Here is a 26,702-nt window from a genome sequence, read left to right as displayed (position 1 = left end):
GCCGTGGCACGCCAGGGCACCTCTCCCGAGCCGGTGAGTGCGGCGGCGCCGGTGGTGGCCCTTCAGGACGTGGCGGTGCGGGTCGGCGGGCGCACCCTGTGGTCGGGGGTCGATCTGCGGGTTGGCGCGGGCGAGTTCGTCGCGGTGCTCGGGCCGAACGGCGTCGGCAAGTCCACTCTGGTCAAGGTGCTGCTCGGGGTGCAGCCGGCCCACGAGGGCCGGGTCCGGGTGCTGGGCGGCGCCCCGGGCCGGGCCGGCGAGCGCGTCGGCTACCTGCCCCAGCGCCGCAGCTTCGACGCCTCCTTGCGGATGCGCGGCACCGATGTCGTACGGCTCGGCTGGGACGGCGACCGGTGGGGTGTGCCGCTGCCCCGGTCCCGCGCCCGCCGGGCGGCCCGGAAGCGGATCGCCGAGGTGATCGAGCGGGTGGGCGCCGCCGGCTACGCGCACCGGCCGATCGGGCAGTGCTCGGGCGGCGAGCAGCAGCGGCTGCTGATCGCGCAGGCCTTGGTCCGCCGGCCCGAACTGCTGCTGCTCGACGAGCCGCTGGACAGCCTCGACCTGCCCAACCAGGCGGCGGTCGCCTCGCTGATCGGCCGGATCTGCCGGGAGGAGGGCGTCACGGTGGTGATGGTCGCGCACGACGTCAACCCGATCCTGTCCCGGCTGGACCGCGTGGTCTACCTCGCCGAGGGCGGCGCCGTCAGCGGCCCGCCCGCCGAGGTGATCACCTCGGAGACCCTGACCCGCCTGTACCGCACGCCGGTCGAGGTGCTGCGCACCTCCGACGGCCGGCTCGTGGTCGTCGGCCAGCCCGAGGCGCCGGCCCGCCACAGTGACCGGCACGCAGACCGGCACACCGGCCGGGACGGGGGGCCCGCGTGAGCGCGCTGCTGCAGCTGGCCGACGGCGCCGCCTGGTCGTGGAACCCGGCCGAGGACCTGCGGCAGATGTGGGCGTTCCCCTTCATGGTCAACGCCTTCCGCGCGGGCACCATCGTCGCGGTCACGGCCGGGGTGATGGGCTGGTTCATGGTGCTGCGGCGGCAGAGCTTCGCCGGGCACACCCTGGCCGTCGTCGGGTTCCCCGGCGCGTCCGGGGCCGTCCTCGTCGGCGTCGGCGCCACCTACGGCTACTTCGCCTTCTGCGTCGCCGCCGCCCTTGTCATCGCCGCCGTCCCGCGCGGCGGCAGGAGCGGCGGCGTGCAGGAGTCGGCGCTCACCGGCACCGTCCAGGCGTTCCTGCTGGCCTGCGGATTCCTGTTCACCGCCCTGTACAAGGGGCTGCTCGGCGGCACGACCTCGCTGCTGTTCGGCAGCTTCCTGGGCATCACCACCCGCCAGGTGTGGGTGCTGCTGGCGGTGGCGGCCGCGGTGCTGGCCGCACTCGCGGTCATCGGCCGGCCACTGCTCTTCGCCTCCGTCGACCCCGACGTGGCCGCCGCCCGCGGCGTGCCCGTCCGGTCGCTGTCCACCGCGTTCCTCGTCCTGCTGGGCGCGGCGGCCGCCGGCACCAGCCAGATCACCGGCACCCTGCTGGTCTTCGCGCTGCTGGTGATGCCCGCGGCCACCGCGCAGGCACTCACCGCCCGCCCCGGGCCGGGCCTGCTGCTGTCGGCGGCCGTCGCCGTCGCCGTCACCTGGCTCGGACTCACCGTCGCGTACTTCACCCCCTACCCGATCGGCTTCTGGGTGACGACCTTCGCCTTCGGCTGCAACGTCCTGGCCCGGGCCGGGGCGTTCGCCGCCGGCCGGCTCCGCGCCGGTACGCCCGCGCCCCTGCCGGCGGCGGGAGGTGCGGCATGACGTCCCCTGTGCTCCTGGCGGCCCCCGGATGGGCGCCGGCCCTGGGTCAGCCCTTCTTCCAGCACGCCCTGGTCGCGGGCACCGGCATCGCGGCCGCCGCCGGTCTCGTCGGGTACTTCCTGGTGCTGCGCGCCCAGGTGTTCACCGGCGACGCGCTCAGCCACGTCGCCTTCACCGGGGCGCTGGCCGCGTTCGCCCTCGGCGCCTCGCTGCGGATCGGCCTGTACGGGGGGTGTATCGCCTTCGCGCTGCTGCTCGGCGTGCTCGGCAAGCGGGGGAGGGCCGACGACGTGGTCATCGGCAGCGTCTTCTCGTGGATCCTGGGCCTGGGTGCCTTCTTCCTCACGCTCTACACGACCTCGCGCAGCGCGGGGAACGGCAACGCGGGCGTCGGGGTGCTCTTCGGCTCCATCTTCGGCCTGTCGTCGGGCCAGGCGCTGACGGCCGCGCTGGTGGGCGCGGGGATCTGCGCGGCCGTGCTGGCCGTCGCGCGGCCACTGCTGTTCGCGTCGGTGGACGAGGCAGTGGCGGCGGCGCGGGGTGTGCCCGTGCGGGTGCTCGGCTTCGTGTTTCTCGCCCTGGTCGGTGCCTGTGCGGCCGAGGCCACACAGGCGGTGGGTTCGCTGCTCATCCTGGGCCTGCTGGCGGCTCCGGCGGGCGCGGCCCAGCGGATGACGGTCCGTCCCTTCCTGGCGCTGGCCCTGTCGGCGGGACTGGCGGTCGCCGAGATGTGGGCCGGGCTGGCCATGAGCTACGCGGTGCCCAAGACCCCGCCCAGTTTCGGCATCCTCGCGGTGGCCACGGCCGTCTACGGGGCGACGTTCCTGCGCAAGCCGCGGGGCCGCCGGGCCGCGGCGGCGGCGAACGCGGCATGAGCGGCGCGTACGGCTCCGGCCGGGTGGTCCGGGGCTGCCCGGCCGCCGCGCGCCTCGGCGCGGCACGGTCCTGAACGCGCCGAGGGGTGCGGGGAGTTCGTGGGCGCCCGGGGCCTCGGTGGCGGCCGGGATGTCCGGCGTGCTCGACCTTCAGCGCCGAGGTCCCAGGAGCGAGTGCGGCTGCTTCGGGGTCAGTGGTCGCCGACGAAGATCTCCCTTGCTTCGCGGACGGCGTAGTACACCAGCACGTAGCCGGCGGCCGGGTCCGCCCACCAGAACCCGGCCGCCGCGTTGAGGATCAGGCCGAGCAGCGCTGCGGCGGCCAGCGCGCCGTCGACCAGGGTGACCCGGCCCTCCGTCGTCAGCACCGGGTTGTCCAAGGCGGCCAGGCCTTACCGAGGGCCAGCACGAACATCACCGCGGCGGTCACCGCCGTCCACGCGATGCCCAGCGGGGAATGGTGCGGGCGGAAGCCGCTGACCAGGACCCACGTCGACTGCACCAGCAGATACGCCGTGAGCAGGGCGAAGCCGGCGCCGATCAGCCGCAGCCCCCGCCGCTGCCGGTCCTCACCGGTGCCGGACAACTCCCGGACCACCACCGCCGAGGCGTCGATCTCGATCAGGGAGTCGAGGTCGAACCCCGCCAGGGTCACCGACCTTGCGGCAACGGCCGCGAACGCCAGCACGACGACGCCGACCACGTTCCAGGCCAGGGTGACGTACTCCAGCACGAAGCCCCGGCGCAGCAGGGCTCGGCGGGAGATCTTCTTCGCATCGCTCACCGGGCGAGTCTGCCGGCTGCCCCCACCGCCGTCAGTGCGCGGTCATGCCGCGGCGGCGGACGCCCTCGCCGGGGGGAACACGACCGTGACCAGGGCCAGACCGACGACCGCGCCCACGAGCTGTGCGGCGACGAAGCCTGCCAGTGAGCCGGGTGCGATGCCCGCGAAGGTGTCGGTGAAGGTGCGGCCGATGGTGACGGCGGGGTTGGCGAACGAGGTGGAGGAGGTGAACCAGTACGCGGCGCCGATGTACGAGGCGACGGCGGCCGCCGCCAGGCGCAGCCGGTTCGTGCGGGCCAGGCCGAAGATCAGCAGGATCAGCCCGGCGGTGGCCACGACCTCGCCGAGCAGTAGATGCCCGGCCGAGCGGTCGTGGCCGGAGAACTTCACCAGCGCCTTGCCGAACATCGCGTCCGCCAGGACCGCGCCGCCGATGGCCCCCGCGATCTGCGCGGGTATGTAGAGCGCGGCATCGCGCAGGGTGACGCCGGGAGCGCCGCGGCGGGCGGTCCACCACTCCGCCAGGGTGACCACGGGATTGAAGTGGGCGCCGGAGACCGGGCCGAACAGGGCGATGAGCACGCCGAGACCGAAGACGGTTGCCAAGGAGTTCGCCAGCAACTGCAGGGCCACGTCGTGGGTGAGTTCGGTGGCCTGGATGCCCGAGCCCACCACCACCGTCACGAGGGCGGCGGTACCGACCAGTTCGGCAGTCGCCCGCCGGGTCGGCGGCACGCGGGGCGGGGTCGCGCCGGGCGTGGGCTGCGGCACGGCAGGAGCAGGGGCGGCATCGGCAGCGGCGTCGGTGGCGCTCAATGGGGACTCCGGGTACGGGAACGGCGCCGGCCGCGAAGCCGGCGGAAGGGGATCGGCGGCCGTCAGGGGCAGGCGCGTTTGGTGTTGTTCGCTTCCGTCTGCCGCGCTGTGGCCGCCAGTTCGGCGAACGATCCGGCGAGCTTCTCCAGTACGGCGGGGCGCAGCTTGTAGTAGGTGAAGCGGCCGCACGGCTCGGTCTCCACGACGCCCGCCTCGCGCAGCACCTTCAGGTGGTTGGACAGGTTGGTCTGACGGGCACCGGTCTCCTCCACCAGATGCGTGGTGCACAGCGTCTCGCGGGCGAGCAGGGTGACGATCTGCAGGCGCAGGGGGTCAGCCAGAACCCGCAGCAGATCAGCGTCGACTGACGTCAGCATGGGATGATACTTTCACATCAGCGGGGACTGACGCCAGTTCGGATGGGCTCACCATACCCGGCTGCCTCTGCCGCGCCGCCGCGACCGCCACCACCGGGAAGAACGAAGACGATGTCCGACAAGCCGTCCGTACTGTTCGTCTGTGTCCACAACGCCGGCCGCTCCCAGATGGCCGCAGCCTGGCTGACCCACCTGGCCGGCGACCGCGTCGAGGTGCGCTCCGCCGGCTCCACCCCGGGCAAGGAGGTCAACCCCGCGGCAGTGGAGGCGATGGCCGAGGTGGGCATCGACATCTCCGCCGAGGTCCCCAAGGTCCTCACCATCGACGCCGTCCGCGAGTCCGACGTGTGCATCACCATGGGCTGCGGCGACACCTGCCCGGTCTTCCCCGGCAAGCGCTACCTCGACTGGGACCTCGACGACCCCGCCGGTGAGGGCATCGAGGCCGTGCGCCCCATCCGCGACGAGATCAAGACCCTGGTCGAGGGCCTGATCGCCGAGATCGCCCCCGAGCCCACGGCGTGAGCCGGATCCAGCACTCGGTGCGCGGCGTCATCGGCTCCGGCCCGGCCGGAAGCGCCGCCGCCCTCTGTACCGAACGCGCCGACCTCAAGCCCCTGATCGTCGGCAGCCCCGTCTTCCTCGGCGTCTCACTGACGCCGCCGAGGTCGAGAACTTCCCCGGCTTCCCCCAGGGCATCCAGGGCCTGCAGTTGATGGAGCACATGCCCGCCCAGCCAGAGTGCTGCGGCGCCGCCCGCCCGGCAAGGCCCCGTGCTCGCCCCGGCATGCTGATTTTGCCAGGGCCGGTGCGTCGGGTGTAGGCGCGCCGGTCGCGGGCACGCGAACCGTGGGTCCCCAAGGGTGCCCATGTCCCCTCGGGGACCGGCGGCAGTGCCGCCCGGCAGCGCTCGGCCGTTCCGCCCCCCCCGGACGGCCGGGCGCACCACCTTCGATGTCCTCGGCACGCGGCCGGCTCGTTGCCCGAACCGACACCACTACCTCACCATCTACGCCAACATCCGCCCGCAAAGACCTCGCAGCGGCAGTGATCTCCGGGGACGCAGCCGTCATGTCCGGGCCGCGCCGGGAACGGATCACCACACGTCCGTCGGCGTACCCGGCCAGGAGAGCCCGGTACCCGTCCGACTTCGGCTCCCCGGCGGAGCCAACCGGTGACACGGGACTGTCCACGGCAGCGGCCAACATCGGCTCCGGCAGCATCCACACCATGATCAACACCTTCCACGCCAACGTTCCGCGCCCAGGCGCGACCCGCTGACCAGTCAAGCGCAAGAGGCAGAAGGCATGAGACACCGAGCCGTTGAGACAGGCTCGCAGGTCACACAACGCCGTCGAGAAGGGTCTCCGTCAGGGCCGTGCGGGCGGGCCTGCCTTGGGCGGGGACGAATCCGGAGTGCGTGAAGGCGTGAACCGAAGGCAGGGCGGGGAGGAGTCCGGGCCAGACCGCGAGCACGCCTGCGCGGTGAGCACGAAGAGGTCGCCGAGGCACGACAGGGCGTGCGAGTCGCGCGACTCCCACCGCGCGAACAAGCTCGGGGTTGCCGAGGCGCCCGGATCAGCCGGTGACGCGTACTGCGGCGGTCAGCCTCGGAACGCCGTGGGTGTCCTCCGCGAGTATTGCGATCGGATGGGCGTCCTCGACCGCGGCGATCTGACGGGTCTCCTCGGCGAGTTCGCGAACCGCCGCCGCCTCGAACGACTTCGGCCCGGCGGTCTGCGCTCCTCGGACGACTCCCTGTACGCGGCGCCCGCCGAACGGTTCGCCGTTGCGGAGGACCGGTGTCCGAGGTGAGAATGCGCGGAGTGCCGGGTGGTCATCCCGGCGAAGTGCTGGAGGCGCTGCTTGTGAACACCGCATCGCGGTGCGCCTCGCCATGCGCGCCAGACGCCGACCACTTCGCTTCGCCCACCGGCTGACCTGTTCCATTCGCGGTGGGCGCTTCCGCTTATGGGAGACCACCGTAGTGTCCAAGGACTTCTTGACGGTTGATCGCCGTCCTCTGGTAACGGTGCTTGCCGCCAACCTCGTTTCGATCGCGGGGAATTGCCTCACGTACATGGGCGTGCCGTGGCTCGTGCTGCAGAGCACGGGCAGTGCCGCCAAAGCCGGGGTCGTGGCGTTCTGCACACTGCTGCCCGCGGTGCTCGCTGCGCTCGTCACCGGTCCGGTGATCGACCGGATGGGCCGACGGCGGGTGAGTGTCGCCTCAGATCTCGCCTGCGGGATTGCCGTTGCGGCGATCCCGCTGCTGCAGTTTGCCGGCATCCTGCAGTTCTGGATGCTGTGCGTGCTGATGGCGATGACAGCGCTTGTCCGTGCGCCGGGTGAAACTGCCCGCGGCGTGCTGCTACCCACGCTCGCCGAACGCGCCGGCATACCGCTGACCAGGGCCGCCGGGCTGTACGACGGTGCGGCACGCTGTGCGGCGCTGACGGCATCCGCTCTCGGAGGCGTGCTGATCGCCGTACTCGGAGCCGTCAACGTCCTGCTGGTGGACGCCGCGACCTTCGCCGTGGCCGCGCCATTGTTCGCGGTCGGAGTGTGCGGCCTGCCGGAGGCGCGGGCCCAACGACCGGCCGAACCAGTGACGCTGCCCGCCTACCGTCGTGAACTCGCGGAGGGGTACGGCTTCGCGGCGGCTACGCCACTGCTGCTGAGCCTCTGCCTGATGACACTGGTCACCAGGGGGCTCGACCAAGGATGGAGCGCCGTGCTCCTGCCCGTGCATGCCCGAGACCAACTCGATGGTGCCGTCGATCTCGGCCTGCTGGAAGCGGCGTTCGGGCTGTGCGCTCTCACCGGAGCGCTGGTCTACGGGGCGGTGGGCAGCCGCTTTCGGCGGTGGCCGCTGTTCACGATCGCCTTTCTCATCGGGGGCCTGCCGCGCTTCGTTGTGTCCGCCTTCACCGACACCTTCACCCCGCTGGCTCTGATGATGGCGGTAGAGGGACTCGCCTTCGGTGTACTCGGCCCGATCACGGCCACCGTGACGTATGAGACGGTCCCGGAGGACCTGCGCAGCCGCGTGCTGAGCGCGACAACGGCCTCGGTGCAGCTGGTCACTCCGCTTGGCGGACTGGTCGCAGGCTTCCTTGTGGACTCGGCAGGCCTGCCCTCCACGCTGCTGGCCGTTGGCGGCGTGTATCTGCTCGCCACACTGTGCCCGGTGATCTTCCCGGTCTGGAGGCAGATGGACAGTACCTGTTCTCCCCACCCCAGGGCAGAGGGCCCGCAACTGCGGGCCTCGGGGTCGAAGATGTAGAGGCCCGGACTGTTTACGCCTGCGGTGCCTTCCGCCCGCGGACCTCCGTCCGGAGCCGCCTGGCCGCGACGATTGAGGAAACGGATCGGGCGGCAATCGTCATCGTGATGCCGCCCGATCCGTCGGTGCGTCAGCACCACTTCCGTCGGCGCCCATCATCGAGGCATGGGGCCACCAGGGTGGGGGAGGGCGGTCGGGGCCAGGACCAGGCGGGGGCGAGGGGACCGGTGCCGACATTCAGGAGCCCGGCGAGGTTCACGCAAGGCTCAGACCGCTCCGCCCACGGCAGCCAACCGCACCCGATGCCGCTGGAGATCGACCTCGGTGACTTTCACCGTGATCATCTCGCCTTCATGGGCAAGCTGATCCGGGGTTTCGACCGGCTGGTCGGTCAGTTCCGAGAGGTGAAGGAACCCCACGACGTCGGGGGCGAGCCGCACGAACACGCCAAAGGGAACGATCCTGGTGATCGGGCCGGTGAGAACCCGGCCGACCTGATCCGCGAACCGAATGAGCGGGTCTTCCTGGAGGGCCTTCAGCGAGAGCGTGACCTGGCCGGAGCGCGTCTCGGCAATGATCACCTCAGCTGTGATCCGCCGGCCGGCTTCCACCACCTCGCCGGGATGGTCGATCCAGCCCCATGCCAGATCCGGCACCCGGATGAAGCCGGTGCACAAGCCCTCCGGTTCGCCATCGACATGAACGAAAACCCCGAAGTCGTGGACCTCGGACACCGTCCCAGTGACGACCTGCCCTCCTTCAAACGCCAGGAGGAAGGACCGCAAAGCCGGGTTCTCGCAGGCCCTGGCGGAGAGGTGAAGCTGTCCTTCGCGCCAACGCCCGATCTCCTCGGCCTCGATCTCCTGGCCGACCTCGAACAGCTCGGACGGATGCTCCACCTGGCGCATCGACACCTCATGCCGAGGGATCCGACCGATCTCGGCTTCCTCTCCTTCGGCATCCGCAAGCCGCACCAGGACGTCCGTTCCGTCGTAGCCGGCGACCTTCACCGTCCTCACCGCGCCTGGCAGGAGTCGGTTGGCCAAGGACTGCAGGCGAGGGTCACGGGCGGATTCGGGCATGAAGACGAGCCTAGTCGGCGTCGACCACACCGGCTCCGGCTCCTCGTGACCTCACTTCCGAGCCGGCTCCGCCGCTACAGCGAATCACCAAGCGGAGTCTCCGATGCACAAGGTGCGGCGAGCCGGAATCCGCAAGGAGCAGCCCCTGGTGGCGGGGGAGACCGTATGCGCGCGGCACGCGGTTGGGCCTTCTGGACACTGGCGTGGCCGTTGCTCGCCGTCGGACGCGCTGCCCCCCCAGGCAGGGCCTTCGGCGCCGCCGAGCCGCGCGGCACCGCTGCCCGGCCGGACGCCGCGGTCGCGCCCGCCGCGGTCACCCACAGCACCGACGTGCACATCAGCACGAGCAACCCGTCGAGCGCGGCATCGTACGGCTGAAATCCTGGCGGATCTTCCACCGATCCCGGTGCAGCCCCAACCGCATGGCATGAATTGCCATCCCCATCCTTACCCTGGAGCGGCAACGCCGAAGAGGCTCACTCATCCAGTGCCGCACCAGGCGTCGCGAGCCGGTGAACCCATGCGGTCACACCACTAGCCGGCCCGCCATCCCGTCCAGGCGGTCACGAGAATCTCGATGACCTCGCCGGCCGGGGGCCGGTCGGCGTACTGGCGGGCGTACTTCCCGGTGAGCAGCGCGACGTACCCCGCCGCGTCCTCGGACCGGCCGGCGGGCGGCAGGACGCGGGCCCGGCCATCCGCACGCACCCACCACAGCCGGTCCCAGTCCTCGTGGTAGCCGTCGGCGAGCAGGCAGACCGCGGGATTGGCGTGGATGTTGGCCAGCCGCTTGAGGTGGGTCGACCGCTTCGGCTTGTGGTCGACGGCCATGACCACGGTGTCGCCGGCCACCGCGAAGACCACCGGCACCAGGTGCGGGCGGCCCGCGGCGTCGGCGGTGGCCAGTCGGGCGACCCGGGACGCCGCGAACCGCTCCCGGGCCTCGTCCCCGCTCAGCCCGGGCATCAGCGGAAGCGGGCCGCGATCTCGGCGAACCGGTCGAGCGTGTCCAGCACGGTCGGCTCGGGGTCGGACGGCAGGTAGAACAGCACGCGTTCCACGTCGAGCCGGGTGTAGGCCTCGATCGTCTCGGGGTCGTCCGGCACCGCGTAGACCGTCACCGGGACCTCGCGGCCGGCCACGGCCCGCATCTCCTCGATCTGCGGCCCCAGTGCCTCGGGCGGGAGGCTGTTGGCGAGCCAGGCGTCACCGAGTTCGGCGACCCGGGAGAAGGCGCCGGGGCCGCCGCCGACGAAGATCGGCGGGTGCGGCTTGCGCACCGGCTTCGGCCACGCGTAGACCGGGTCGAAGTTGACGAACTCACCGTGGAACTCGGCCTTCTCCTTGGTCCACAGCTCGACGATGGCGCGCAGCCGCTCGTTGACGAGCTTGCCGCGGGTGGCGGCGTCGGTGCCGTGGTTGGCCATCTCCTCGCGGTTCCAGCCGACCCCCACGCCGAAGACCGCCCGGCCCCCGGAGATCAGGTCCAGCGAGGCGACCTCCTTGGCGGTGTGGATCGGGTCGCGCTGCGAGACCAGGGCGATGCCGGTGGCAACCAGGAGCCGTTCGGTGACGGTGGCGATGGCCGCCAGCGCGACGAAGGGGTCGAGTGTGCGGTAGTACATGTCAGGCAATTCGCCCCCGCCGGGGTAGGGCGAGCGGCGGTCGACCGGGATGTGGCTGTGCTCGGCAATGAACAGCGAGTCGAACCCGCGCTCTTCGAGGGCTCGGCCGAGCGGCGCCGGCCTGATGCTCTGATCGGTGATGAAGGTGGAGATCCCGAATTTCATGCAGCTCCTTCGTCGCTGGTTCCCGCCGGGCTCCGAAGCCCACCGGTGCGGTCACGCCGCCCGGGTGCGGCCGGGGCGGGCCCCGCGGTCCATTGTCTGCGCGAGCGCGGGACGACGGAGGTGCGGCACGCCAGGGCCGCTGCCAGCGCCCCGGTCGCCGGGAGCCTTCCCGTGTGAAGCAGGCCCTGACGGGACGTGAGGCTCTCGGGCGGGACGCCGTGCGGTGGGTACGTTCGCGGGCGGGGCCGGCGGGACGCCGTGGCCGGTGGTCGGCAAGGGACCGGCGCCCTGGTAGGCGAGGTCGGCCAGGATGGGGACGCCCTGGCGTTCGCGTGTGCGGATGACGCGGTGGGTGCGGGCGGCGGTGAGACCGTGAGCCCGGCCCGGAAGCGCGGGTGAGAGCCCACAGCAGCCGGTCTTCCGGGTCGGTGATGGCCCGGACGTTCACGCCGTGGCGGCGGTGCTCGGCCGAGTGGTCGGCCCGGCTGTCGCCGACGCGGTCGCATTCGGCGAGAGTGCCGTCCAGCAGGACGAACTCGAGGCCTGCCTCCCGCGGGACCTTCAGCAGGCCCGGCGCTCGTGGCCGCCGCTCATCGGCTGACGCGGCTTTCCGCAAGTCTTGCACACCCTTGCCAATATTCTGCGCGAACAGCTCAGGGTCTTCCCCGGTACCCGTTCATGCGCGAAGATCTCCCAGGCTTCACTCCCGTCACATCAGTACGGGTACCTGACTTCCGGTATCGCCTCACCACCGATGTCGCCCCCCACGCACGCGTCAAAGCACCGACAAGGAGCACACGTTGACCGCAACCCCCCACGGCGGCGCGTCCACCAGCCGCCGCGCCTTCCTCGCAGGCGCTCTCGCAGCCGGGGCAGCCGCGGCTGTCAGCCCGGGCACGGCCTTCGCCGCCGCCGCGCCGCACGGCACCGCTGCCCGGCCGGACGCCGCGGTCGCGCCCGCCGCGGTCACCCCCAGCACCGACGTGCACATCTTCTACTACCCCTGGTACGGCTCGCCGCAGGTCAACGGCTCCTGGCGGCACTGGCCGCAGGGCGGCCTGACGCCCCCGAACGGCATCGCCTCGAACTTCTACCCGCAGCTGGGCGCGTACGACTCCGGCGACAGCGCCGTGGTCGCCCAGCACATGACCTGGCTGCGTCAGGCGGGCGTCGGCACGCTGATCACCAGCTGGTGGGGCCAGGGCAGTTACGAGGACCAGCGCGTGCCGCTCCTGCTCGACCAGGCGAACGCCAAGGGCCTCAAGGTCGGCTTCCACATCGAGCCCTACACCAACCGCACCGCGGCCTCCGTGGTCTCCGACGTGAACTACATCCTCAGCACGTACGGCAGCCACCCCGCGTTCTACCGGGATTCCCGGCACGGCAACCGCGGGGCGTTCTACGTCTTCCAGAGCCTGTACATCAGCGACTGGTCGCCCATCGAGTCGGTCAAGTCCCAGGCCATCGTGCTCACGCAGACCACCGACATCTCCAAGGCCGCGCACTTCGGCGGGATGTACACCTACGACGGCATCGCCGCCGCGCAACTGCCCGACTGGAGCGGCGTGGACCGGTTCTGCAAGGCCAACGGGCTCGTCTGGTCGCCCTCGTTCGGCCCCGGCTACATCGACGACCGCGCGGTCCCCGGCAACACCACCCCGACCGTGGACCGGGCGAACGGCGCCACCTACGACAAGGTCTGGCAGCACGCGATCACCAGCGGCGACGGCGGCTCCGCGCCCGCCTGGGTGAGCATCACGTCCTTCAACGAATGGCACGAGGGCAGCCAGATCGAACCCGCCTCCGCCACTCCGCCCACCAACCCGGTCACCTACATGACCTACAACGGCGCCTACGGAAAGACCGGAACCGCCGCGCAGAGCGCCTACATCGACCGCACCGCCTACTGGGTCCCCCAGTACGTCGCCCACCACGGCTGACGGCCCCTCGACCACCCCTCGCCCCGTCCCGGTCGGCCCTCCGCAGGCCCCGGCCGCTCCCGACCACCTCTGGCCCCCGGGCGGCCACCGCCCACCATGGCGGCGGCCGCCCGGGGGCGTCGCCGGCTACCGGAGGGGCCGTCCCCGCGATACTCCCGGAGGCCAAGGGGCCCGCCCTGGTGTGTGGAAATGGGCGGTGCACAGGGATTTCCCACCCACCTCGCGCTGGTTAGACTCGGGCCCGGCCGCATGGGAGCGCTCCCATAGGTTTCCGCCGCGGTCGGCCCTCTCCCCCCACGAGAGCACGGAGGACGACTGTGACACCCCCCACCTCAACCCCGCGCCCCCCGGCGGCGGTTGCGGCCCCCGCGCGCAGGCCGCGCCTGCGCGCCGCCCTGGCGCTCGGCCTTGCGGCCGGCCTCGCCGCGGCCGGCATCGTGCTGGGCGCCGAGAACACCGCGGGCGCCGCGGCGCAGGGCAGCCTCCCCGCCGGCACCCAGTTCTACAAGGACCCCGGCTCACAGGTCGCCCGCTGGGTCGCCGCCAACCCCGGCGACTCCCGCCAGCCGGTCATCTCCCGGCGGATCGCCTCCCAGCCGCAGGGCATCTGGTTCGCCAACTACGACCCCTCCACCATCACCGGCGACGTCAGGACGGTCACCACCGCCGCGGCCTCCGCCGGGCAGGTGCCGGTGCTGGTCGTGTACGAGATCCCCAACCGCGACTGCGGCGGCGCGTCCGCCGGCGGCGCGCCGGACCTGGCCTCGTACGACGCCTGGGTGCGCAACTTCGCCGCCGGGCTCGGCAGCGGGCGCTCGGTGGTCATCCTGGAGCCGGACTCCGTCTCCCTGACCACCTGCCTGTCCGCGCAGCAGCAGAGCGACCGGTTCGCCTCGCTCTCGCGCGCGGGCGCCGCCATCCACGCCGCCGCGCCCAACGCCAAGGTGTACATGGACGGCGGCCACTCGGCCTGGAACAGCGCCTCGGAGCAGGCGAACCGGCTGCGCAGCGCCGGCATCCTGACGAACGCCGACGGCTTCTTCACCAACGTCTCGAACTTCAACACGACGGCGAACGAGGTCGGTTACGCCAAGAACGTGCTGGCCGCCCTGGGCAACCCGGCCAACCTGCACGCCGTGGTGGACACCAGCCGCAACGGCAACGGTCCCGCCTCGGGCGGGGAGTGGTGCGACCCCTCCGGCCGGGCGATCGGCGCCTACCCCACGGCCGACACCGGCGACCCGGCGATCGACGCCTTCCTCTGGGTGAAGCCGCCGGGTGAGGCGGACGGCTGCGCGGGCCCCGCGGGCACCTTCATCCCCGACGTGGCCTACCAGCTGGCGTCCGCCGGAGCCTCGGATCCGCCGGCGGGCGGCACCACGACCGGTGGAACGACGACCGGTGGAACGACGACGGGCGGGGCCACGACCGGGGGCTCGACCACGGGCGGCGGCACCGGCGGCACCGGCGCTCCCGGCTGCAAGGTGAGCTTCAGCCCGCAGACGTGGACCGGCGGCTTCACCGCCAGCGTCACGGTGGCCAACACCGGTTCGACCGCGGTCGACGGCTGGAAGCTGGGCTTCACCCTGCCCTCCGGGCAGACGGTCACCAGTGCCTGGAACGCGACGGTCAGCCCGAGTTCGGGCGCGGTCACCGCCACCAACGTCTCGTACGACGCCCGGATCCCGGCCGGCGGCTCCCAGTCCTTCGGCTTCCAGGGCACCTACTCGGGCAGTTACGCCCAGCCCACCGCGTTCACCCTCAACGGCACCTCGTGCGCGGTTTCCTGACGCGGAATCAACTACCAGGCACAGCGGCGGCGGCCGCCCCGGGCACTTCCCGGGGCGGCCGCCGCCCTTTTGTGCAGGGGCGGTTACTCCCGCAGGTACGTCTCGCTGAAGCTGGTGCCGCTGGAGCCGAGCGCGCTGGTACGGGCCTCGTAGGCGCCGTTCGACGGGTCGAGGGCGACCGGGCCGTAGGAGCCGAGGGAGCTGCCGTTGACCGTGGCCGAGGTGAAGTTGAGGGTGCCGAAGTTCGGGTAGGCCCCGGTCGGCGACTCGATGATGACCTCGGCGCTGGCCCGCCGCGAGGAGAGGGACTTGTTGGTGCTGTAGGTCCAACCGCGGGTGGAGTCGGTCAGCTTCAGGGTGTAGGTGCTGCCGCTGACGTAGTTCACCGAGGCGGTGATGTGGTCGCCCGCCGAGACCGGGTACGAACTGCGGCTCAGGTAGACCGGGTTGGCCGGGTACATCTCGTACCAGGCCTGGTGCACCGGGCTGCCGCTGGAGCAGTCGGTCTCCACGCCCGTCTGCTCCACGGTGGACGAGCTGTACCCGTCGATGCCGACCCAGGGGGCGTAGAGGTCGTTGCTGGAGTTGCAGGTCGCGTTCGCCTCGGTCCAAGAGGCCGAAACCGAGGTGAAGTTGCTGCCGGTGGCGGCATAACCGCCCCAGTTGTAGCCGTTGATGTTGTAATGCAGGGGGTGGAAGGACAGTCCCGGGGCGGCCGCCGCGGTGACCGGCACGGCCGGGGCGGCGAGGGTCGCCGAGGCCACCGCGACGGTGGCGAGGCGGGTCAGGAATCTGCGCATGCTGGCTCCTTCGTGGGGTGCAGGATGCTCAAACCGCCGGCCCTTGGCCGTGTGCGGGACGTCGGGCGGCACTACAGAATCTTCGACCGTCATGCACCTGTCAACATGGCCTCGTGGGCCGCGCCGGTCCCTTCCGTGGCACGCCTGGTACGTTCCGCCGCCCGCCGGGCACGTATGGCGGCATGGTCTTGCTCGTCGGAACCTCGGGATGGCAGTACCGGGACTGGCGCGGCGTGCTCTACCCGCCGCAGGTGCCCCAGCGGCTGTGGCTGGAGGAGTACGCCGCCCGGTTCGCCACCGTGGAGAACAACAACGCCTTCTACCGGCTGCCCACGGCCGACACCTTCGCCGCGTGGCGGCAGCGCACGCCGGACGGCTTCGTCATGGCGGTCAAGGCCAGCCGCTACCTGACGCACATCAAGCGGCTGCGCGAGCCCGAGGAGCCGGTGCACCGGCTGATGGACCGCGTCGCCGCCCTGGGCGACCGGCTCGGCCCTGTGCTGCTCCAACTGCCGCCTAACCTGCGCGCGGACCCCGAATCCCTGGATGCCTGCCTGCGGTGCTTCCCCCGTTCGGTCCGCGTGGCCGTCGAGCTGCGGCACCCCTCCTGGTGGCAGGCCGAGCGGGAACTGCGGAGGGTGCTGGAGCGCCACCGCAGCGCGCTGTGCTGGGCCGACCGCGGCTCGCGCCCCGTGTCACCGCTGTGGTGCACGGCCGACTGGGGCTATCTGCGCCTGCACGGCGGCCGCGCCACCCCGGTCCCCCGCTACGGCCGTACCGCCCTGCGCTCCTGGGCCGAGCGGCTGAGGGACGCGTGGCCCGGCGAAGCCGACGACGTCTACGTCTACTTCAACAACGACACGGGCGGCGCGGCGATCGCCGACGCCCACGCCTTCACCCGCGCGGCGGCAGCCGCCGCCAGAACGTCCGCCCGTGCCGCAGGCTGACGCCCCGGGCCACGATCGCTGCCGTACCGGCGTGAGCCCCGGTCCTCCGTCCGTGGCCGGCCGCACGGTGGCCCCGTCACGGCGGGACGGCCCGGGACACCGGGCTCGCCGGCGAGGCAGCGGCCCGAGCGCGCGACACCACCGGAGCCGACGCTACGGGACGACGACGGCCCGCCGCAGCGCCCTCACGACCCGGCTCCGGCCACCGCGGCGACCCGCGCGCGGATGCGGCGGCGCGACGCCGTGACCAGCTCGCGCGCGGCCTCGGCGTGCGCTCCGACGAGGCGGCCCGCCTCCTTGACGACGTCACCGCCGACCAGGACGGTCTCGACATCGGAGGGGCCCGCTCCGAGCACCAGCGCGGCCACGGGGTCGCCGAAGGCGTCCAGGTGGGGTGCGCGCAGGTCGACCAGGACGAGGTCGGCCTGCTTGCCGGGGGTGAGGGTGCCGATCTCCTCGGCCATGTGCCAGGCCTCGGCGCCGCCGGCGGTGGCCAGGCGCAGGACGTCGCGCGGGTCGGGCGTGACGGTACCGACCGCCTCGTCCCGGGCGATCGCGGGTGCCGCGGTCCGGGAGCGCTCGGCCGCCAGCGCCAGGCGCATCTCGCTGAACAGGTCGGTGCCCGCGCTGGTGGTGGTGTCGACGCCGAGTCCGGTACGGATGCCGTACCCCGCGGCGGGCCCGTTGGCGGGGTGGGTGCCGAGCGCCATGAGCAGCTCGACGGTGGGGGACACCGCCACGGAGCCGCCGCTGTCGGCGATCAACTGCCACTCGTGCTCGGTGAGCTGGTTGGCGTGGGCGTGGTTGATGTCGGGACCGAGCAGGCCGAGCCGGTCGAGGGCGGCGACGGTGCCGGGGAATCCGGACATGCCGACGTGGACGGAGATCGGCAGGCCGAGCTCGCGGGCGTAGGCGACGTCGGCCCGGGTGGCGGCTTCGTCGGTGAAGGCCGGACCGCGCAGGGCCATCCCCATGCGCAGGCGGCCGTCACCGTCGGCGAAGTGCTCGTCGCGGACGCGCGCGGCGTCGTCGGGGTGGCGCCCGCCGGGCCGGCCGAAGAAGCCGGCGGTGTCGGTGCCCGGGCCGCCGTGGAGGAAGACGCCGCGGATCCCGGAGTCGCGCAGCCCGCGGACGTTCGCATCGGTGTGGCCGGGCCCGCGCAGGTTGTGCGCCCAGTCGGCGACGGTGGTGACCCCGGCGTGCAGCGCCTGCAGCGCGCCCCACAGCGTGCCGGCGTAGATGTCGTCGGGATCGAAACCGGGGGCGACGTCCTGGACCACGCGCGTGACATAGCCCATGAGCGAGGTGTCGGGGGTGGCGGCACCGAGCGCGCCCTGCCAGACATGGCGGTGGGCGTCGACCATTCCCGGGATCACCAGGCGGCCCCGCGCGTCGATGCGGCGCACGCCGTGGGGTTCCGCATCGGCGGGGAGCACGGTCCCGGTGGGGCCGACGGCCGCGATCCGGCCGTCCCGCACGAGGACATCGCCGGCCTCGATGTCGCCGAGCGCGGGGTCGAGGGTGACGACGTGGCCGCCGCTGATCAAGAGGTCCTGCTGGTTCACTGCGCCCTGCCTTCTTCCACCCGCCGGGATGCGCCACGGCGGGCGGTATACGACTGATACCACCTCCGAGCTTGCGCGACGCGCTGCCGAGGTGGAAGAAGGCACTTTTCTTTGCCCTGGTACGGCCGAGGGAACCGCACCCTCGGCAGCAGGTCCGCCGGCGGGTGCGCGGTGCCGCGTGTGGTCGGCGAAAGGGCGGTGGGGCCTGCCCGGAACAGGCCCCACCGGCGGCTACGGCTCGTTGTGCAGGGGCGCGTGGTTGGCCTTGAACATGCCTTCAGCGCCCAGGCGCAGGACGAGATTGCGCAGGAGCGTGGGGAGGTTGCGGGCCTTGTCCCGCCGGTGGTTCTGGGCGACCACCCAGGCCACGCGCTCGGTGCGGCGGGCCTGGTAGGCGGCGAGCGCGCCGGGCAGGTCCGGCGCCGCGGCAAGGGCCTCGGCCAGCACCTGGACGTCCTCCAAGGCCATGGCCCCGCCCTGGGCCATGCTGGGGGAGAAGGCGTGGGCGGCGTCGCCGATCAGGACGGCGTGCGGGCGCGTCCACTCGGTGTGCTCGCTCTCGTGCAGCGCCGCGAAGTACGCCTGCTCGCCCTGTTCCAGCAGCCGCGGCACCGGGCCGCCGAAGTCGGCGAACAGGGCGCGCCAGTCACCCGCAGGAGCCGTCGGCTCCTTGCTGTTGACGTCCGCGTAGCAGTAGACCCGGCCGCCGCCGAGCTGCACGGTCAGGAAGGTGCGGCCCTTGCTGCCCAACCGCGCCGTCCAGTCGGCGATCCCCGGTATCGCGGTGTCGTCGGCGATGAACCGCCAGCACAGCTGGCCGAGGAAGCGCGGCGGCGGGGCGCCGAACAGGGTCTGCCGTACGGCGGAGTTGACGCCGTCCGCGCCGACGACGAGGTCGTAGGCGGCGGTGGTGCCGTCCGCGAACGTGACGGTCCCGTCCTCGGCGACCGCCGTCACCTCGACGCCGTAGCGCACGGCGGTGCTGTGGGCGCCGGCGACCTCGGCGCGCAGCACCTCGTGCAGGTCGCCGCGGGTGAGCGCCAGGCACGGGCCGACGTCACCCCAGATGCGCTCGACCGCGAAGGCGGCGAGCCGGCGGTCGCGGTGGTCGTGCAGCTGCTGCCGTGCCACGGGCTCGGCCCGCTTGGCGACCTCGTCGCCCACACCGATGGCACGCAGGGCGCGCACCGCGTTCGCCGGGAGGTAGAGCCCGCTGCCGTGCGCCTGCGAGTTCTCGGCACGGCGTTCGACGACGTCGACGGGCAGGCCGCGGTCGAGCAGGAGCTTGGCCAGCGCCAGGCCCGAGATGCCGGCGCCGGCGACCAGGATGCGAGGAGATTGCACACCGTTTCCTTGAAGATGAGCAGGCGGACGGTGCCCGTGGACTGCCGTCCGGCTGCGGGGATGTCACGAACACGGCCGTCCGGTCCGGCCCGATCCGACGCGGGGAAGCCGGTCCGCACCGGCTCCGGGGCGCGAGTCCACGCCCTGTGGGACGGCGCTGCTCAGGGAATCCCGCGCACCGCACCCGCCGTGCGCCGCAGCCTATCCCGGGACCGCTGCCGCACCGTCACCCGCCGGACGGATCCGCCCTTCGGCCGGCGTCTCCCCGTACAGGGACTTGCAGGCCCTGACCAGGTGGCTGCTGTCGGCGAACCCCCAGCGTGCCGCTGCCTCGGCGACCGTCAGCCCCGAGCCCCGCACGTCCCTGAGCGCCCGGTCCACGCGCTGCCGCCGCACGCGGGCCATGACGGACTCACCGCCCCCGGCGGAGAAGGCGCGGTGCAGCGAACGCACCGAGACGTGGAGTTCGGCGGCGAGCGTGCGGGGCGACAGGTCGGGCTCCGCGAGCCGTTCCGCGATGAGCCGTTCGGCGGCCCGCACGAGGGCCGCGGCGAAATCCGGCTCGTCGCCGTCGACCTGGCCGAGGAGCACACCCTTGAGCAGTTCGACCACGGCGTGGTGGGAGGCGGCCAGGGCGGATTCGGGAAGTTCGTCCAGGACGGCGTCCACTCCCGCGAGTTGAGCGGTCAGCACCCGCATGGCGGGCGCGCTGAGCGGCCCCGATGCCCAGCGGTCGCGCAGCAGCGGGCGCAACTCGGCGCCGGGCAGGACCAGGACGCGGGAGGTGGTGGCGGGCTCGACGCCGAACTCCCAGGAAGGGTCGTTCCAGCGGATCAGGAACTCCCCGGCGGGAGCGCGCAGCGTCTCCGAGCCGCGCGCGTCGGACCGGGCGAAGCTCCAGCCGCCTGCTTGGACGAGGTGGACGACGACCTTCTCGTTCAGGTGGTTGAAGCGCCCCCCGCTGCCGCCGACGATCGACTCGCTGAAGATGTCGTGGACCAGCAGCCGGTCCACCGCCGCCTGCCGGATCCGGATGCGGTAGTCGCCGTCTCCGGTCGGCCGCGACGGCGGTATCGGTATGGCGCTGCCGACCTGCCGCGCCCAGTCCCGCTGCATCACGTCGAACGCGTCCGGCCGCCGGACCGGCACCGTCACATCCACCGTGTGCGACCGCGCGGCCCCGCCGTCCGCCGCCCGGGTGTCCATTCCTGTCGCCTCCTGTGCCTTTGCTCCTCCTCCGATACGGACGCGGGACCGGATCTGTTCACCCCCGGCCCGGCCTTGACCGCGAAAGGGCGCCGGCGGCATCTGGCACTGCGGTCCACCCGGCTTGGCACGCAGGCACACGCCCGAGGTGCCGCGGCTTCCTACTGTCACCTCACGGGTTCATGGGAGGCCGGATGTCCCAGGAGGCTTCCCCCCGGACCGATGGAAAATGAGGAGAGTTCCTTGAGCAGGATTCTGGTGGCCGCGTCGCCGGTGTACGGGCACGTCGCCCCGCTCAGCCGGGTGGCTTCGTTTCTGGCCGCACGCGGGCACGACGTGACCTTGCTGAGCCACGAGCGGTTCCGCTCCCTGGCCGGCGAGGGGGTCGAGTACGAGGCGTTCACCGGGGCGGCCGGCGCCGACCTCGACGCGGTCTTCGCCTCGCAGGAGCGGCTCGCGGTGCCCGCCGGGCCCGAGCGGTTCGCCTGGGACATGCGCAACGTCTTCGTGCAGGCGGTGGCCCCCCAGCACCGCGATGTCCAGCGGGTGCTGGCGCAGGCCGGGGACGAGCCGGTGGTGCTGGTGTACGAGACCGCGTTCTTCGGTGCCGTGCCGTCCCTGCTCGGGGCACCCGGCCCGCGCCCGGTGACCGCGCTCGGCCTCGGCCCGGTGTCCTTCACGCTGTCCAGCGCCGACACCGCTCCGTTCGGCATGGGCCTGCCGCCGGACAGCAGCGAGGAGGGCCGCGCCCGCAACCGGGAGGCGAACGCGATGGTGAAGGGCCAGCTGCTCGGCCCGGCCCAGGAGCTGTTCGAGCAGACCCTCGCCGAACTCGGAGTCACCGGCGAGGACATCCCGTTCTTCCTCGACGCCACCGTCCTGAAGGCCGACCTGTTCCTCCAGCTGTCGGTGGAGGAGCTGAGCTACGCGCGCAGTGACACCCCGGCACACGTACGATTCGTCGGCAGCCTGCCGCCGTCCGCCGACACCGCCGAACTCCCGGCCTGGTGGCCGGAGGTGGAGGCTGCCGAGCGCGTGGTGGTCGTCACCCAGGGCACCATCGCCAACCAGGACTTCGGCCAGCTGATCGAACCGGCCCTGGAGGGGCTGGCCGACTTCCCGGGCCTGGTGGTCGTCACCACCGGCCGCCCCGCGCAGCTCCGCGACGTACCGGCCAACGCCCGGGTGGCGGAGTTCGTGCCGTTCGACGTCCTGCTGCCGTACGCGGACGTCCTGGTGACCAACGGCGGCTTCGGCGCCGTGCAGGAGGCGCTGCGCCACGGCGTTCCCATGGTCGCGGCCGGCACCAGCGAGGAGAAGCACGAGAACAACGTGCGCCTGGCCGCCACCGGCGCCGCGGTCAACCTCGGCACCGAATACCCGGCGGCCGCCGACATCCGCAAGGCGGTCGAGGACATCACCGGCACCCACTCCTACCGGGACAACGCCGGGCGGCTGGCCGAACAGTACGCCGTCGTGGACGCGTTGGCCGAGATCGAGAAGGCGCTCGCCGAACTGACCGGCTGACCGGCGCGGCAACCGCAAGGCCCCTCGCGCGTGACGGCGGGCACTTCGCCCGCACGGGCCGGGCGGTGCGCTCGTGCGCGCACGGACTACGGAGGATCGCCGCGGGGAGTTCACCGCTTGGGAAGGGTTCGGCTGTGCGTTTGCGCGCGGGCAGAGCGTCGCCGCGGCCGAAAGTTGGGGCGCCGGTTCCGTGGAATTCCCGGGACTGTGCCGCGGGGCAGGCGCCGCGGACAGGGGCGAAGGCGTGGCTCGGAGCCGTCCGCCGAGAAGGCCGGGACGTCATTCCGGCTGCGTGTCCCGACCCGGATCAGGAGGCGCGCGGGGCCTGCGATGCCGCGGGGGAGGAGGTCGCGGCGCCCTCCGGATGGGCGGCGTCGTACGACTCGCGGTCGCGGAGGATCGCGTCGAGGTTGTCCTCGGTCCAGGCGACCAGATCGGCCAGCACGCGGTGCAGGCTCCCGCCCCGTTCGGTCAGTGCGTACTCGACCCGGGGCGGCAGGCTGGGCTCCACGGTGCGGGTGATCAGCCCGTCCCGTTCCAGCCTGCGTACCGTGATGCTGAGCATGCGCTGCGTGATGCCGTCGACGGCGCGGCGCAGCGCGTTGAAACGGAGCGGGCCCTCCTCGAGGCGGCAGATCACCGCCATCGACCACTTGTCGCCGATGCGGTCCATGACGTCCCGCAGAAGCGTGTCGCGGCCTGGCCCGGCCTCTACGGCGTCGATGGTCGGCATGGGACTCCGTTTGTCGTCCTCGACTCCGAGCGAGGCGCACTGGTCAGCGGATCTTCCACTGTAAACCGCTGCCGGCGGGGAGCGCTCCGGCCTGCCTGGTACGTGGGCATGCGCAGGCCGCCGCTCAGTCCGCTGTGGCGGCGTCGGCAACCTCGTAGCGCAGCGTCGTGCGGCACCAGTCGTAGTGGCCGCGCATCCAGGTCCGGAGCAGGTCCATGTAGGTGTGCACGGCCGGGGGCGCGGTGGGACGGACGGCCGTCTCGGTGCGGAGGAAGGCGTGCATCGCGGCGTCGTGCACGTCCACGGCCCGCAGCAGCGCTTCCCGCGGGCCGAGCCCCCGGTTGCGCAACAACGAGGGCAGGTTCGCTACTCGGCCGTCCACCTCGGCCTCGCGCGCGGCCGAGTGGATGTCGTTGCACCACGCCATCTCATAGGCGGCCAGCGCCCTCAGCCGGCGCAGGTCCGGCGCGGCCAGCTCGTCGGCGGACACCGGACACCCGGTGACGATCTCCGCCAGCGTCACGTAGGGCGCGGCCGCGATGTTGTACAGCCGGTTGACGGCATAGGCGGCGACGTCCGGCCCCGCCGGGCCCGCCTGCGCGGCCGGCTCGTAGAGGTAGCTGTAGAACCACAGGGTCATCTGCGCGCAGAACCGGTCGTACGGCTCCGGGTGGGCCATCGCGCGGGTCTCCGCCAGCAGGGTCCGGGCCACGTCGAGCCGGTGCGAGCCCTTGGTGTCCTCCCAGCGCGGTAGGCCCTCGGTCAGGCGCTCGGGCGCGAACACCGAGACGATGGCGAGCACCGCGTCCGCGGCGGCTCCCGGACGGCTGCGGCTGTCGCCCTCGTCGAAGAACGCGTCGTCGTAGAAAAAGCCGAACGCGAGCCAGCGCGTGAACAGCAGCAGCTCGTCCAGGGGAACATCGGGGCACACCCGGGCGGCGAAGGTACCGAATCGGGAGGCCCCGTACCTCGGTAACTGCTCCGGGTGGAGAAAAAGGCCGTTGTCCTTCATCCACTGCGTCACGTAGGCGTCGGCTCGGGCTGCGGCCGGGTTGATCCGCGGGAGGATCGGACAGAACAGCTCGGGCGGTTCGCCGTACGGTCGGGTCACGATGCCACCTCCATGCGCTGGAGCCTGTCGGGATGTCCGGCAGACAGCTCCTTGTCCCCCTTTTTCCACGGATTCCCGGGCGATAGTGCCCATCGACCGTTCGTAGAGCGGCAGTTCGCGAGTCCTCGCGGGCGTCGGGCTGGTGCCGGGGGACGGGGTCGCGCGTCCACGGCGTGCGGGGGCCCGTGGGCGGAGTTCGCGTCATCGGCCGCCTCGGCGTCGTCGCCGGGGTGACGCGATGGAGAGGGTGTCCGCTCGTGGTGCAGGGCGATCCGGTGGGCGTGGTCGGCGATGTCGTCCGCTGTCCTGCTGGGCAGGCCCAGCGCGGTGGACAGGCGGGCGGCGGGCCAGCCGTGCCGAGCCGGCAGCAGGGCGAGCCAGTGGTGGCGGGGGTGGAGCGGGCCGGCGCACCACTGGGCGCCGCGCCTCGCCCGCACCGCACGTGATCAAGGGGTGGGGCCGGACGGTGAGCAGCTCGGCGGGGCCGAGGAACGACCGCCGGGAGGCGCGCCGTGCCCGGCGGCGAAGGTGCTGCCGATCCGGCCGGCACCGGGCCCTTCGGCCGGGCCGCCGGGGTCCTTCGACACGTGCGGGGGCCGGGCGGATCCAGGACGCTGGGAGGGGAGACCCGGAAAGGGGCCGCCGAAGGCACGCGCCCGGACGGCCCGGGCCCTCGCGGCATCAGGAAGGCGGTGCGGGACATGGCGCTCCCTCCGGCGACGGGACGTGTGGTCGCGGGCGTGGACGGCTCGCAGGCGAGCCTGACGGCGGCGGCCTGGGCGGCCCGGGAGGCCGCGCTGCGCGGCGCCGAGCTCGAGTTGCTGAACGTGTGGCACCCGCCCACCGGCAACATCCAGTTCTCGCCCGCTCCGGAGGAGCTGCGCCTGTGGGAAGAGGGCCGTACCCGCGCGGCAGCCGACGAGGCGGTGGGCGAGCATCCCGCTCTCGCGGTGACGGCCCGCCAGGCGTTCGGCACGCCGGTGAAGGCGCTGCTGGACGCGCTGGACGAGGCCGCTCTGCTCGTGCTGGGCTCCCGCGGCCTCGGCCGGACAGGGGGACTGCTGCTCGGTTCGGTCGGCCTCGCGGTGCTGGCACGGTGCGCAAAGCCCGTGGTCATCGTGCGGGAGCAGCGGCCGGCGCCGGAGACGGCCGACGTCGTGGTGGGCGTGGACCTGGACCACCAGTGGGCACCGCTGCTGGACTTCGCCGCCGCCGAGGCGGCGCTGCGCGGCACGGCGGTGCGCGTGGTGCACGCCTTCGACCTGCGCCGCCTCTACGGGTACGGCGCCCCCGCCCTCGAACCGGAGACGGCACGCGAGCTGCGCGGCGAGGCGGAGGCCGACCTCCGGCGGCGCCTGCGGCCGTGGCTGGGGCCGGACGCTCCGGAGGTACGGGTCGAGGTGCCGCAGGCCGCCGCGGCGAGCGGACTCCTCGGGGCGGCCGAGGGCGCAGGACTCGTCGTGGTGGGCCGCCGGCACGGCGGCGGGCCGCCCGGCCTGCGGCTGGGACCGGTGGCGCACGCCGTGCTGCACCACGCTGGGTGCCCGGTGGCCGTCGTACCGCACCCGTGAGGAGCCGCGCTCTGCGCACCGCGCCCGAGGGGGGCCGTGCCGGTCCGCGGCACTCGTGGGGGAGCCGTGCCGGCGTGGCACGTCCGCAGGGGCAGCCGCGTCGGGCTGCGGCATCGATGGGAGCCCCGTCGTCGTGCTGCCTCCGTTGGGGGAGCCGCATCGGCCTACCGCCATCGTGCGGAGCGCGCTGATCTGCCGTATCCGTGGGGAGCCCCGTCGTCGCACCGCGCCCGTGGAGTCGTCCCCTCGGCTCGCCGCATCCGTGAGGCACCCGCCGACGTGCCGGGTGGGCCGTCCGGCCCTGCGCGCGTACCCGGTTCGGCTCATGTGCCGCCGGGGAGCAGGGCGGCACGATCAGGGGTGGGGCGGGACGGATGCCGAGAAGGCGGGCCTTGAGGAGGCAGCCATGGAGACCGCGAAGGCGACAGCGCCGCTCTCCCCGGTGGGCAGGGACGCGAGCGGACTCGGAAGGGTGGCCGTCGGCACCGACGGCTCGGCGTGCGCGGCGCGCGCCGTGCGGTGGGCCGCGGACGAGGCCGCCCGCCGGGGCCGCCCGCTCGTCGTCGTCCATGCCACGGAGACCGACCGCGTCCGCCACGTCACCCCTGAAGGTGTCGCCTTCCTCCTCGAAGAGGGCGAGCGCATCCTGCGGGAGAGCGCCGGCGCCGTGCGCGAGCGCCATCCGGAACTCGCGACGGAGACCGTCCTGAGCCGGGGCGGGCCGGCCGAAAGCGTCCTGGAGGCCGCGGGGGAGGACGGCACGCCCGTCTTCGGCTCGCGCGGCCTGGGCGGTTTCTCCGCGCTGCTGCTCGGCTCGTGCACGCTGAAGGCCGCGGCCCGCACCCTGGTGCCCCTGGTGGTGGTGCGAGGGCCGGTCCGTCCGCTGACCGGGGTCGTCGTCGCGGCCGTGCGTGACGACGGCGACCGGCCCGCGCTGCGGTTCGCGGCCCAGGCCGGGCGGTGCCGCGGAGCGGAGGTGCGGGCCCTGAGCGCCTGGATGTTCCTGGAGAGCGTCGGCAGCATGGCGCCGATGGTGGACGACATCTCCGCCATCGCGGCGGCCGAGCAGGGCGCCACCCACCGCACCGCCGAGCCGGTCCGCAGGGAGTTCCCTGATGTGAAGGTCACCGAGGAGGTGGTCCGGGCGCGAAGCGTGGCCGGCACCCTCGTCGAGGCGTCCGAGCACGCGGACCTGCTGGTGCTCGGCGCGCGGCGCCCGGCCCATCCGGCGATCTCCGCGTTCGGCGGTGTCACCCATGCCCTGCTGCACCACGCCCGGTGCCCGGTCGCCATCGTGCCGCGGCTCTGAGACCGCCCGAGCCGCCGCAGGCGGGCGAGCATGAGGAGGACAGG

The 26,702-nt window shown here is 72.9% G+C and carries 26 protein-coding genes and 2 pseudogenes; 13 read left to right on the top strand and 15 right to left on the bottom strand.

All coding sequences use genetic code 11. The features are described 5' to 3' along the window. Positions 1-3: 3 nt before the first annotated feature. The 3 genes from BLR33_RS02725 to BLR33_RS02715 are packed head-to-tail and all read left to right on the top strand — an operon-like array spanning position 4 to position 2,680. Positions 4-885: a metal ABC transporter ATP-binding protein gene (locus BLR33_RS02725; protein ID WP_245771107.1), complete on the top strand. Its 882-nt coding sequence runs from the start codon at positions 4-6 to the stop codon at positions 883-885. Then, the gene (locus BLR33_RS02720) at positions 882-1,805 is read left to right on the top strand and encodes a metal ABC transporter permease (RefSeq protein ID WP_245771106.1); all 924 of its coding nucleotides are present in this window, start codon (positions 882-884) and stop codon (positions 1,803-1,805) included. Before BLR33_RS02725 ends, BLR33_RS02720 begins: the two co-directional genes overlap by 4 nt. Beyond that, on the top strand, positions 1,802-2,680 hold the full coding sequence (locus tag BLR33_RS02715; RefSeq protein ID WP_093782571.1) for a metal ABC transporter permease: 879 nt from the start codon (positions 1,802-1,804) through the stop codon (positions 2,678-2,680). Before BLR33_RS02720 ends, BLR33_RS02715 begins: the two co-directional genes overlap by 4 nt. 191 nt (positions 2,681-2,871) lie before the next feature. Here BLR33_RS02715 and BLR33_RS35800 read toward each other — a convergent pair whose 3' ends face one another. From BLR33_RS35800 to BLR33_RS02700, 4 genes are all read right to left on the bottom strand, one after another. Next, positions 2,872-3,048 (bottom strand): hypothetical protein, encoded by a 177-nt coding sequence (locus BLR33_RS35800; protein WP_245771105.1) that lies wholly within the window; start codon positions 3,046-3,048, stop codon positions 2,872-2,874. Further along, positions 3,042-3,464 (bottom strand): hypothetical protein, encoded by a 423-nt coding sequence (locus tag BLR33_RS02710; RefSeq protein WP_245771104.1) that lies wholly within the window; start codon positions 3,462-3,464, stop codon positions 3,042-3,044. Before BLR33_RS02710 ends, BLR33_RS35800 begins: the two co-directional genes overlap by 7 nt. A 42-nt stretch (positions 3,465-3,506) precedes the next feature. After that, complete coding sequence (locus BLR33_RS02705) at positions 3,507-4,280, bottom strand: aquaporin (protein WP_093782570.1); 774 nt, start codon at positions 4,278-4,280, stop codon at positions 3,507-3,509. A 62-nt stretch (positions 4,281-4,342) separates the two neighbouring features. After that, complete coding sequence (locus BLR33_RS02700; RefSeq protein ID WP_093782569.1) at positions 4,343-4,657, bottom strand: ArsR/SmtB family transcription factor; 315 nt, start codon at positions 4,655-4,657, stop codon at positions 4,343-4,345. Between the two features lie 111 nt (positions 4,658-4,768). On the opposite strand from BLR33_RS02700, the gene BLR33_RS02695 reads away from it, so the two are divergent. Then, positions 4,769-5,182 (top strand): arsenate reductase ArsC, encoded by a 414-nt coding sequence (locus BLR33_RS02695; RefSeq protein ID WP_093782568.1) that lies wholly within the window; start codon positions 4,769-4,771, stop codon positions 5,180-5,182. Between the two features lie 125 nt (positions 5,183-5,307). On the opposite strand, the gene BLR33_RS36880 is transcribed toward BLR33_RS02695, so the two are convergent. After that, complete coding sequence (locus BLR33_RS36880) at positions 5,308-5,865, bottom strand: ATP-dependent DNA ligase (protein WP_322987087.1); 558 nt, start codon at positions 5,863-5,865, stop codon at positions 5,308-5,310. A gap of 442 nt (positions 5,866-6,307) precedes the next feature. Between BLR33_RS36880 and BLR33_RS34975 the strand changes: the two genes are divergently transcribed. Together BLR33_RS34975 and BLR33_RS02680 are read left to right on the top strand one after the other, a co-directional pair. Continuing rightward, entirely contained in the window at positions 6,308-6,472 is a 165-nt protein-coding gene (locus tag BLR33_RS34975) for a hypothetical protein (RefSeq protein WP_176930088.1), read from the top strand. A 172-nt stretch (positions 6,473-6,644) separates the two neighbouring features. After that, positions 6,645-7,943 carry an MFS transporter gene (locus BLR33_RS02680; RefSeq protein ID WP_245771103.1) on the top strand — a complete coding sequence of 433 codons (1,299 nt, stop codon included), beginning with the start codon at positions 6,645-6,647 and terminating at the stop codon, positions 7,941-7,943. 266 nt (positions 7,944-8,209) lie between these two features. On the opposite strand, the gene BLR33_RS02675 is transcribed toward BLR33_RS02680, so the two are convergent. Next, positions 8,210-9,025, bottom strand: a complete 816-nt coding sequence (locus tag BLR33_RS02675; RefSeq protein WP_245771102.1) for a S1 RNA-binding domain-containing protein — start codon at positions 9,023-9,025, stop codon at positions 8,210-8,212. A 350-nt stretch (positions 9,026-9,375) separates the two neighbouring features. Between BLR33_RS02675 and BLR33_RS34110 the strand changes: the two are divergent. Next, positions 9,376-9,456 (top strand): annotated as a pseudogene (locus BLR33_RS34110) (IS5/IS1182 family transposase); the annotation flags it as partial. Positions 9,457-9,559: 103 nt separating this feature from the next. Here BLR33_RS34110 and BLR33_RS02665 read toward each other — a convergent pair. From BLR33_RS02665 to BLR33_RS02655, 3 genes and pseudogenes are all read right to left on the bottom strand, one after another. Continuing rightward, positions 9,560-9,991 (bottom strand): TIGR03668 family PPOX class F420-dependent oxidoreductase, encoded by a 432-nt coding sequence (locus BLR33_RS02665; RefSeq protein WP_093782565.1) that lies wholly within the window; start codon positions 9,989-9,991, stop codon positions 9,560-9,562. Beyond that, positions 9,991-10,815, bottom strand: coding sequence for an LLM class F420-dependent oxidoreductase (locus BLR33_RS02660; RefSeq protein WP_093782564.1), 825 nt, complete (start codon positions 10,813-10,815; stop codon positions 9,991-9,993). The genes BLR33_RS02665 and BLR33_RS02660 overlap by 1 nt, the downstream gene beginning before the upstream one ends. A gap of 261 nt (positions 10,816-11,076) precedes the next feature. Then, positions 11,077-11,395, bottom strand: a pseudogene (locus BLR33_RS02655) (transposase family protein); the annotation flags it as partial. A gap of 220 nt (positions 11,396-11,615) precedes the next feature. On the opposite strand from BLR33_RS02655, the gene BLR33_RS02650 reads away from it, so the two are divergent. Further along, on the top strand, positions 11,616-12,755 hold the full coding sequence (locus tag BLR33_RS02650; RefSeq protein WP_093782563.1) for a glycoside hydrolase family 99 protein: 1,140 nt from the start codon (positions 11,616-11,618) through the stop codon (positions 12,753-12,755). A 317-nt stretch (positions 12,756-13,072) separates the two neighbouring features. Further along, positions 13,073-14,545, top strand: a complete 1,473-nt coding sequence (locus BLR33_RS02645) for a glycoside hydrolase family 6 protein (RefSeq protein WP_245771101.1) — start codon at positions 13,073-13,075, stop codon at positions 14,543-14,545. An 83-nt stretch (positions 14,546-14,628) separates the two neighbouring features. Here the strand turns inward: BLR33_RS02645 and BLR33_RS02640 are convergent, their stop codons facing one another. Then, positions 14,629-15,345, bottom strand: a complete 717-nt coding sequence (locus BLR33_RS02640) for a G1 family glutamic endopeptidase (protein ID WP_093782562.1) — start codon at positions 15,343-15,345, stop codon at positions 14,629-14,631. A gap of 182 nt (positions 15,346-15,527) precedes the next feature. On the opposite strand from BLR33_RS02640, the gene BLR33_RS02635 reads away from it, so the two are divergent. Then, entirely contained in the window at positions 15,528-16,292 is a 765-nt protein-coding gene (locus BLR33_RS02635; RefSeq protein ID WP_093782561.1) for a DUF72 domain-containing protein, read from the top strand. 185 nt (positions 16,293-16,477) lie between these two features. On the opposite strand, the gene BLR33_RS02630 is transcribed toward BLR33_RS02635, so the two are convergent. From BLR33_RS02630 to BLR33_RS02620, 3 genes are all read right to left on the bottom strand, one after another. Further along, complete coding sequence (locus BLR33_RS02630; RefSeq protein ID WP_176930087.1) at positions 16,478-17,857, bottom strand: amidohydrolase family protein; 1,380 nt, start codon at positions 17,855-17,857, stop codon at positions 16,478-16,480. A gap of 231 nt (positions 17,858-18,088) precedes the next feature. After that, the gene (locus BLR33_RS02625; protein WP_093782559.1) at positions 18,089-19,201 is read right to left on the bottom strand and encodes an FAD-dependent monooxygenase; all 1,113 of its coding nucleotides are present in this window, start codon (positions 19,199-19,201) and stop codon (positions 18,089-18,091) included. A gap of 201 nt (positions 19,202-19,402) precedes the next feature. Beyond that, positions 19,403-20,407, bottom strand: coding sequence for an AraC family transcriptional regulator (locus BLR33_RS02620; protein ID WP_176930086.1), 1,005 nt, complete (start codon positions 20,405-20,407; stop codon positions 19,403-19,405). 243 nt (positions 20,408-20,650) lie between these two features. Between BLR33_RS02620 and BLR33_RS02615 the strand changes: the two genes are divergently transcribed. Next, positions 20,651-21,934 (top strand): nucleotide disphospho-sugar-binding domain-containing protein, encoded by a 1,284-nt coding sequence (locus BLR33_RS02615; protein ID WP_143031610.1) that lies wholly within the window; start codon positions 20,651-20,653, stop codon positions 21,932-21,934. 307 nt (positions 21,935-22,241) lie between these two features. Here BLR33_RS02615 and BLR33_RS02610 read toward each other — a convergent pair whose 3' ends face one another. Further along, positions 22,242-22,667 carry a winged helix-turn-helix transcriptional regulator gene (locus BLR33_RS02610; protein WP_093782556.1) on the bottom strand — a complete coding sequence of 142 codons (426 nt, stop codon included), beginning with the start codon at positions 22,665-22,667 and terminating at the stop codon, positions 22,242-22,244. Between the two features lie 124 nt (positions 22,668-22,791). Next, positions 22,792-23,778 (bottom strand): terpene synthase family protein, encoded by a 987-nt coding sequence (locus tag BLR33_RS02605; RefSeq protein ID WP_093782555.1) that lies wholly within the window; start codon positions 23,776-23,778, stop codon positions 22,792-22,794. Positions 23,779-24,479: 701 nt separating this feature from the next. Between BLR33_RS02605 and BLR33_RS02600 the strand changes: the two genes are divergently transcribed. Beyond that, on the top strand, positions 24,480-25,349 hold the full coding sequence (locus BLR33_RS02600) for a universal stress protein (RefSeq protein ID WP_093782554.1): 870 nt from the start codon (positions 24,480-24,482) through the stop codon (positions 25,347-25,349). A gap of 406 nt (positions 25,350-25,755) precedes the next feature. Further along, positions 25,756-26,658, top strand: coding sequence for a universal stress protein (locus tag BLR33_RS02595; protein WP_176930085.1), 903 nt, complete (start codon positions 25,756-25,758; stop codon positions 26,656-26,658). Positions 26,659-26,702: the final 44 nt, after the last annotated feature.

Source organism: Actinacidiphila guanduensis, assembly GCF_900103985.1.
Lineage (GTDB): Bacteria > Actinomycetota > Actinomycetes > Streptomycetales > Streptomycetaceae > Actinacidiphila > Actinacidiphila guanduensis.
Note: the sequence above shows the minus strand (reverse complement) of the source record. Positions and strands in the feature narration are given on the sequence as shown.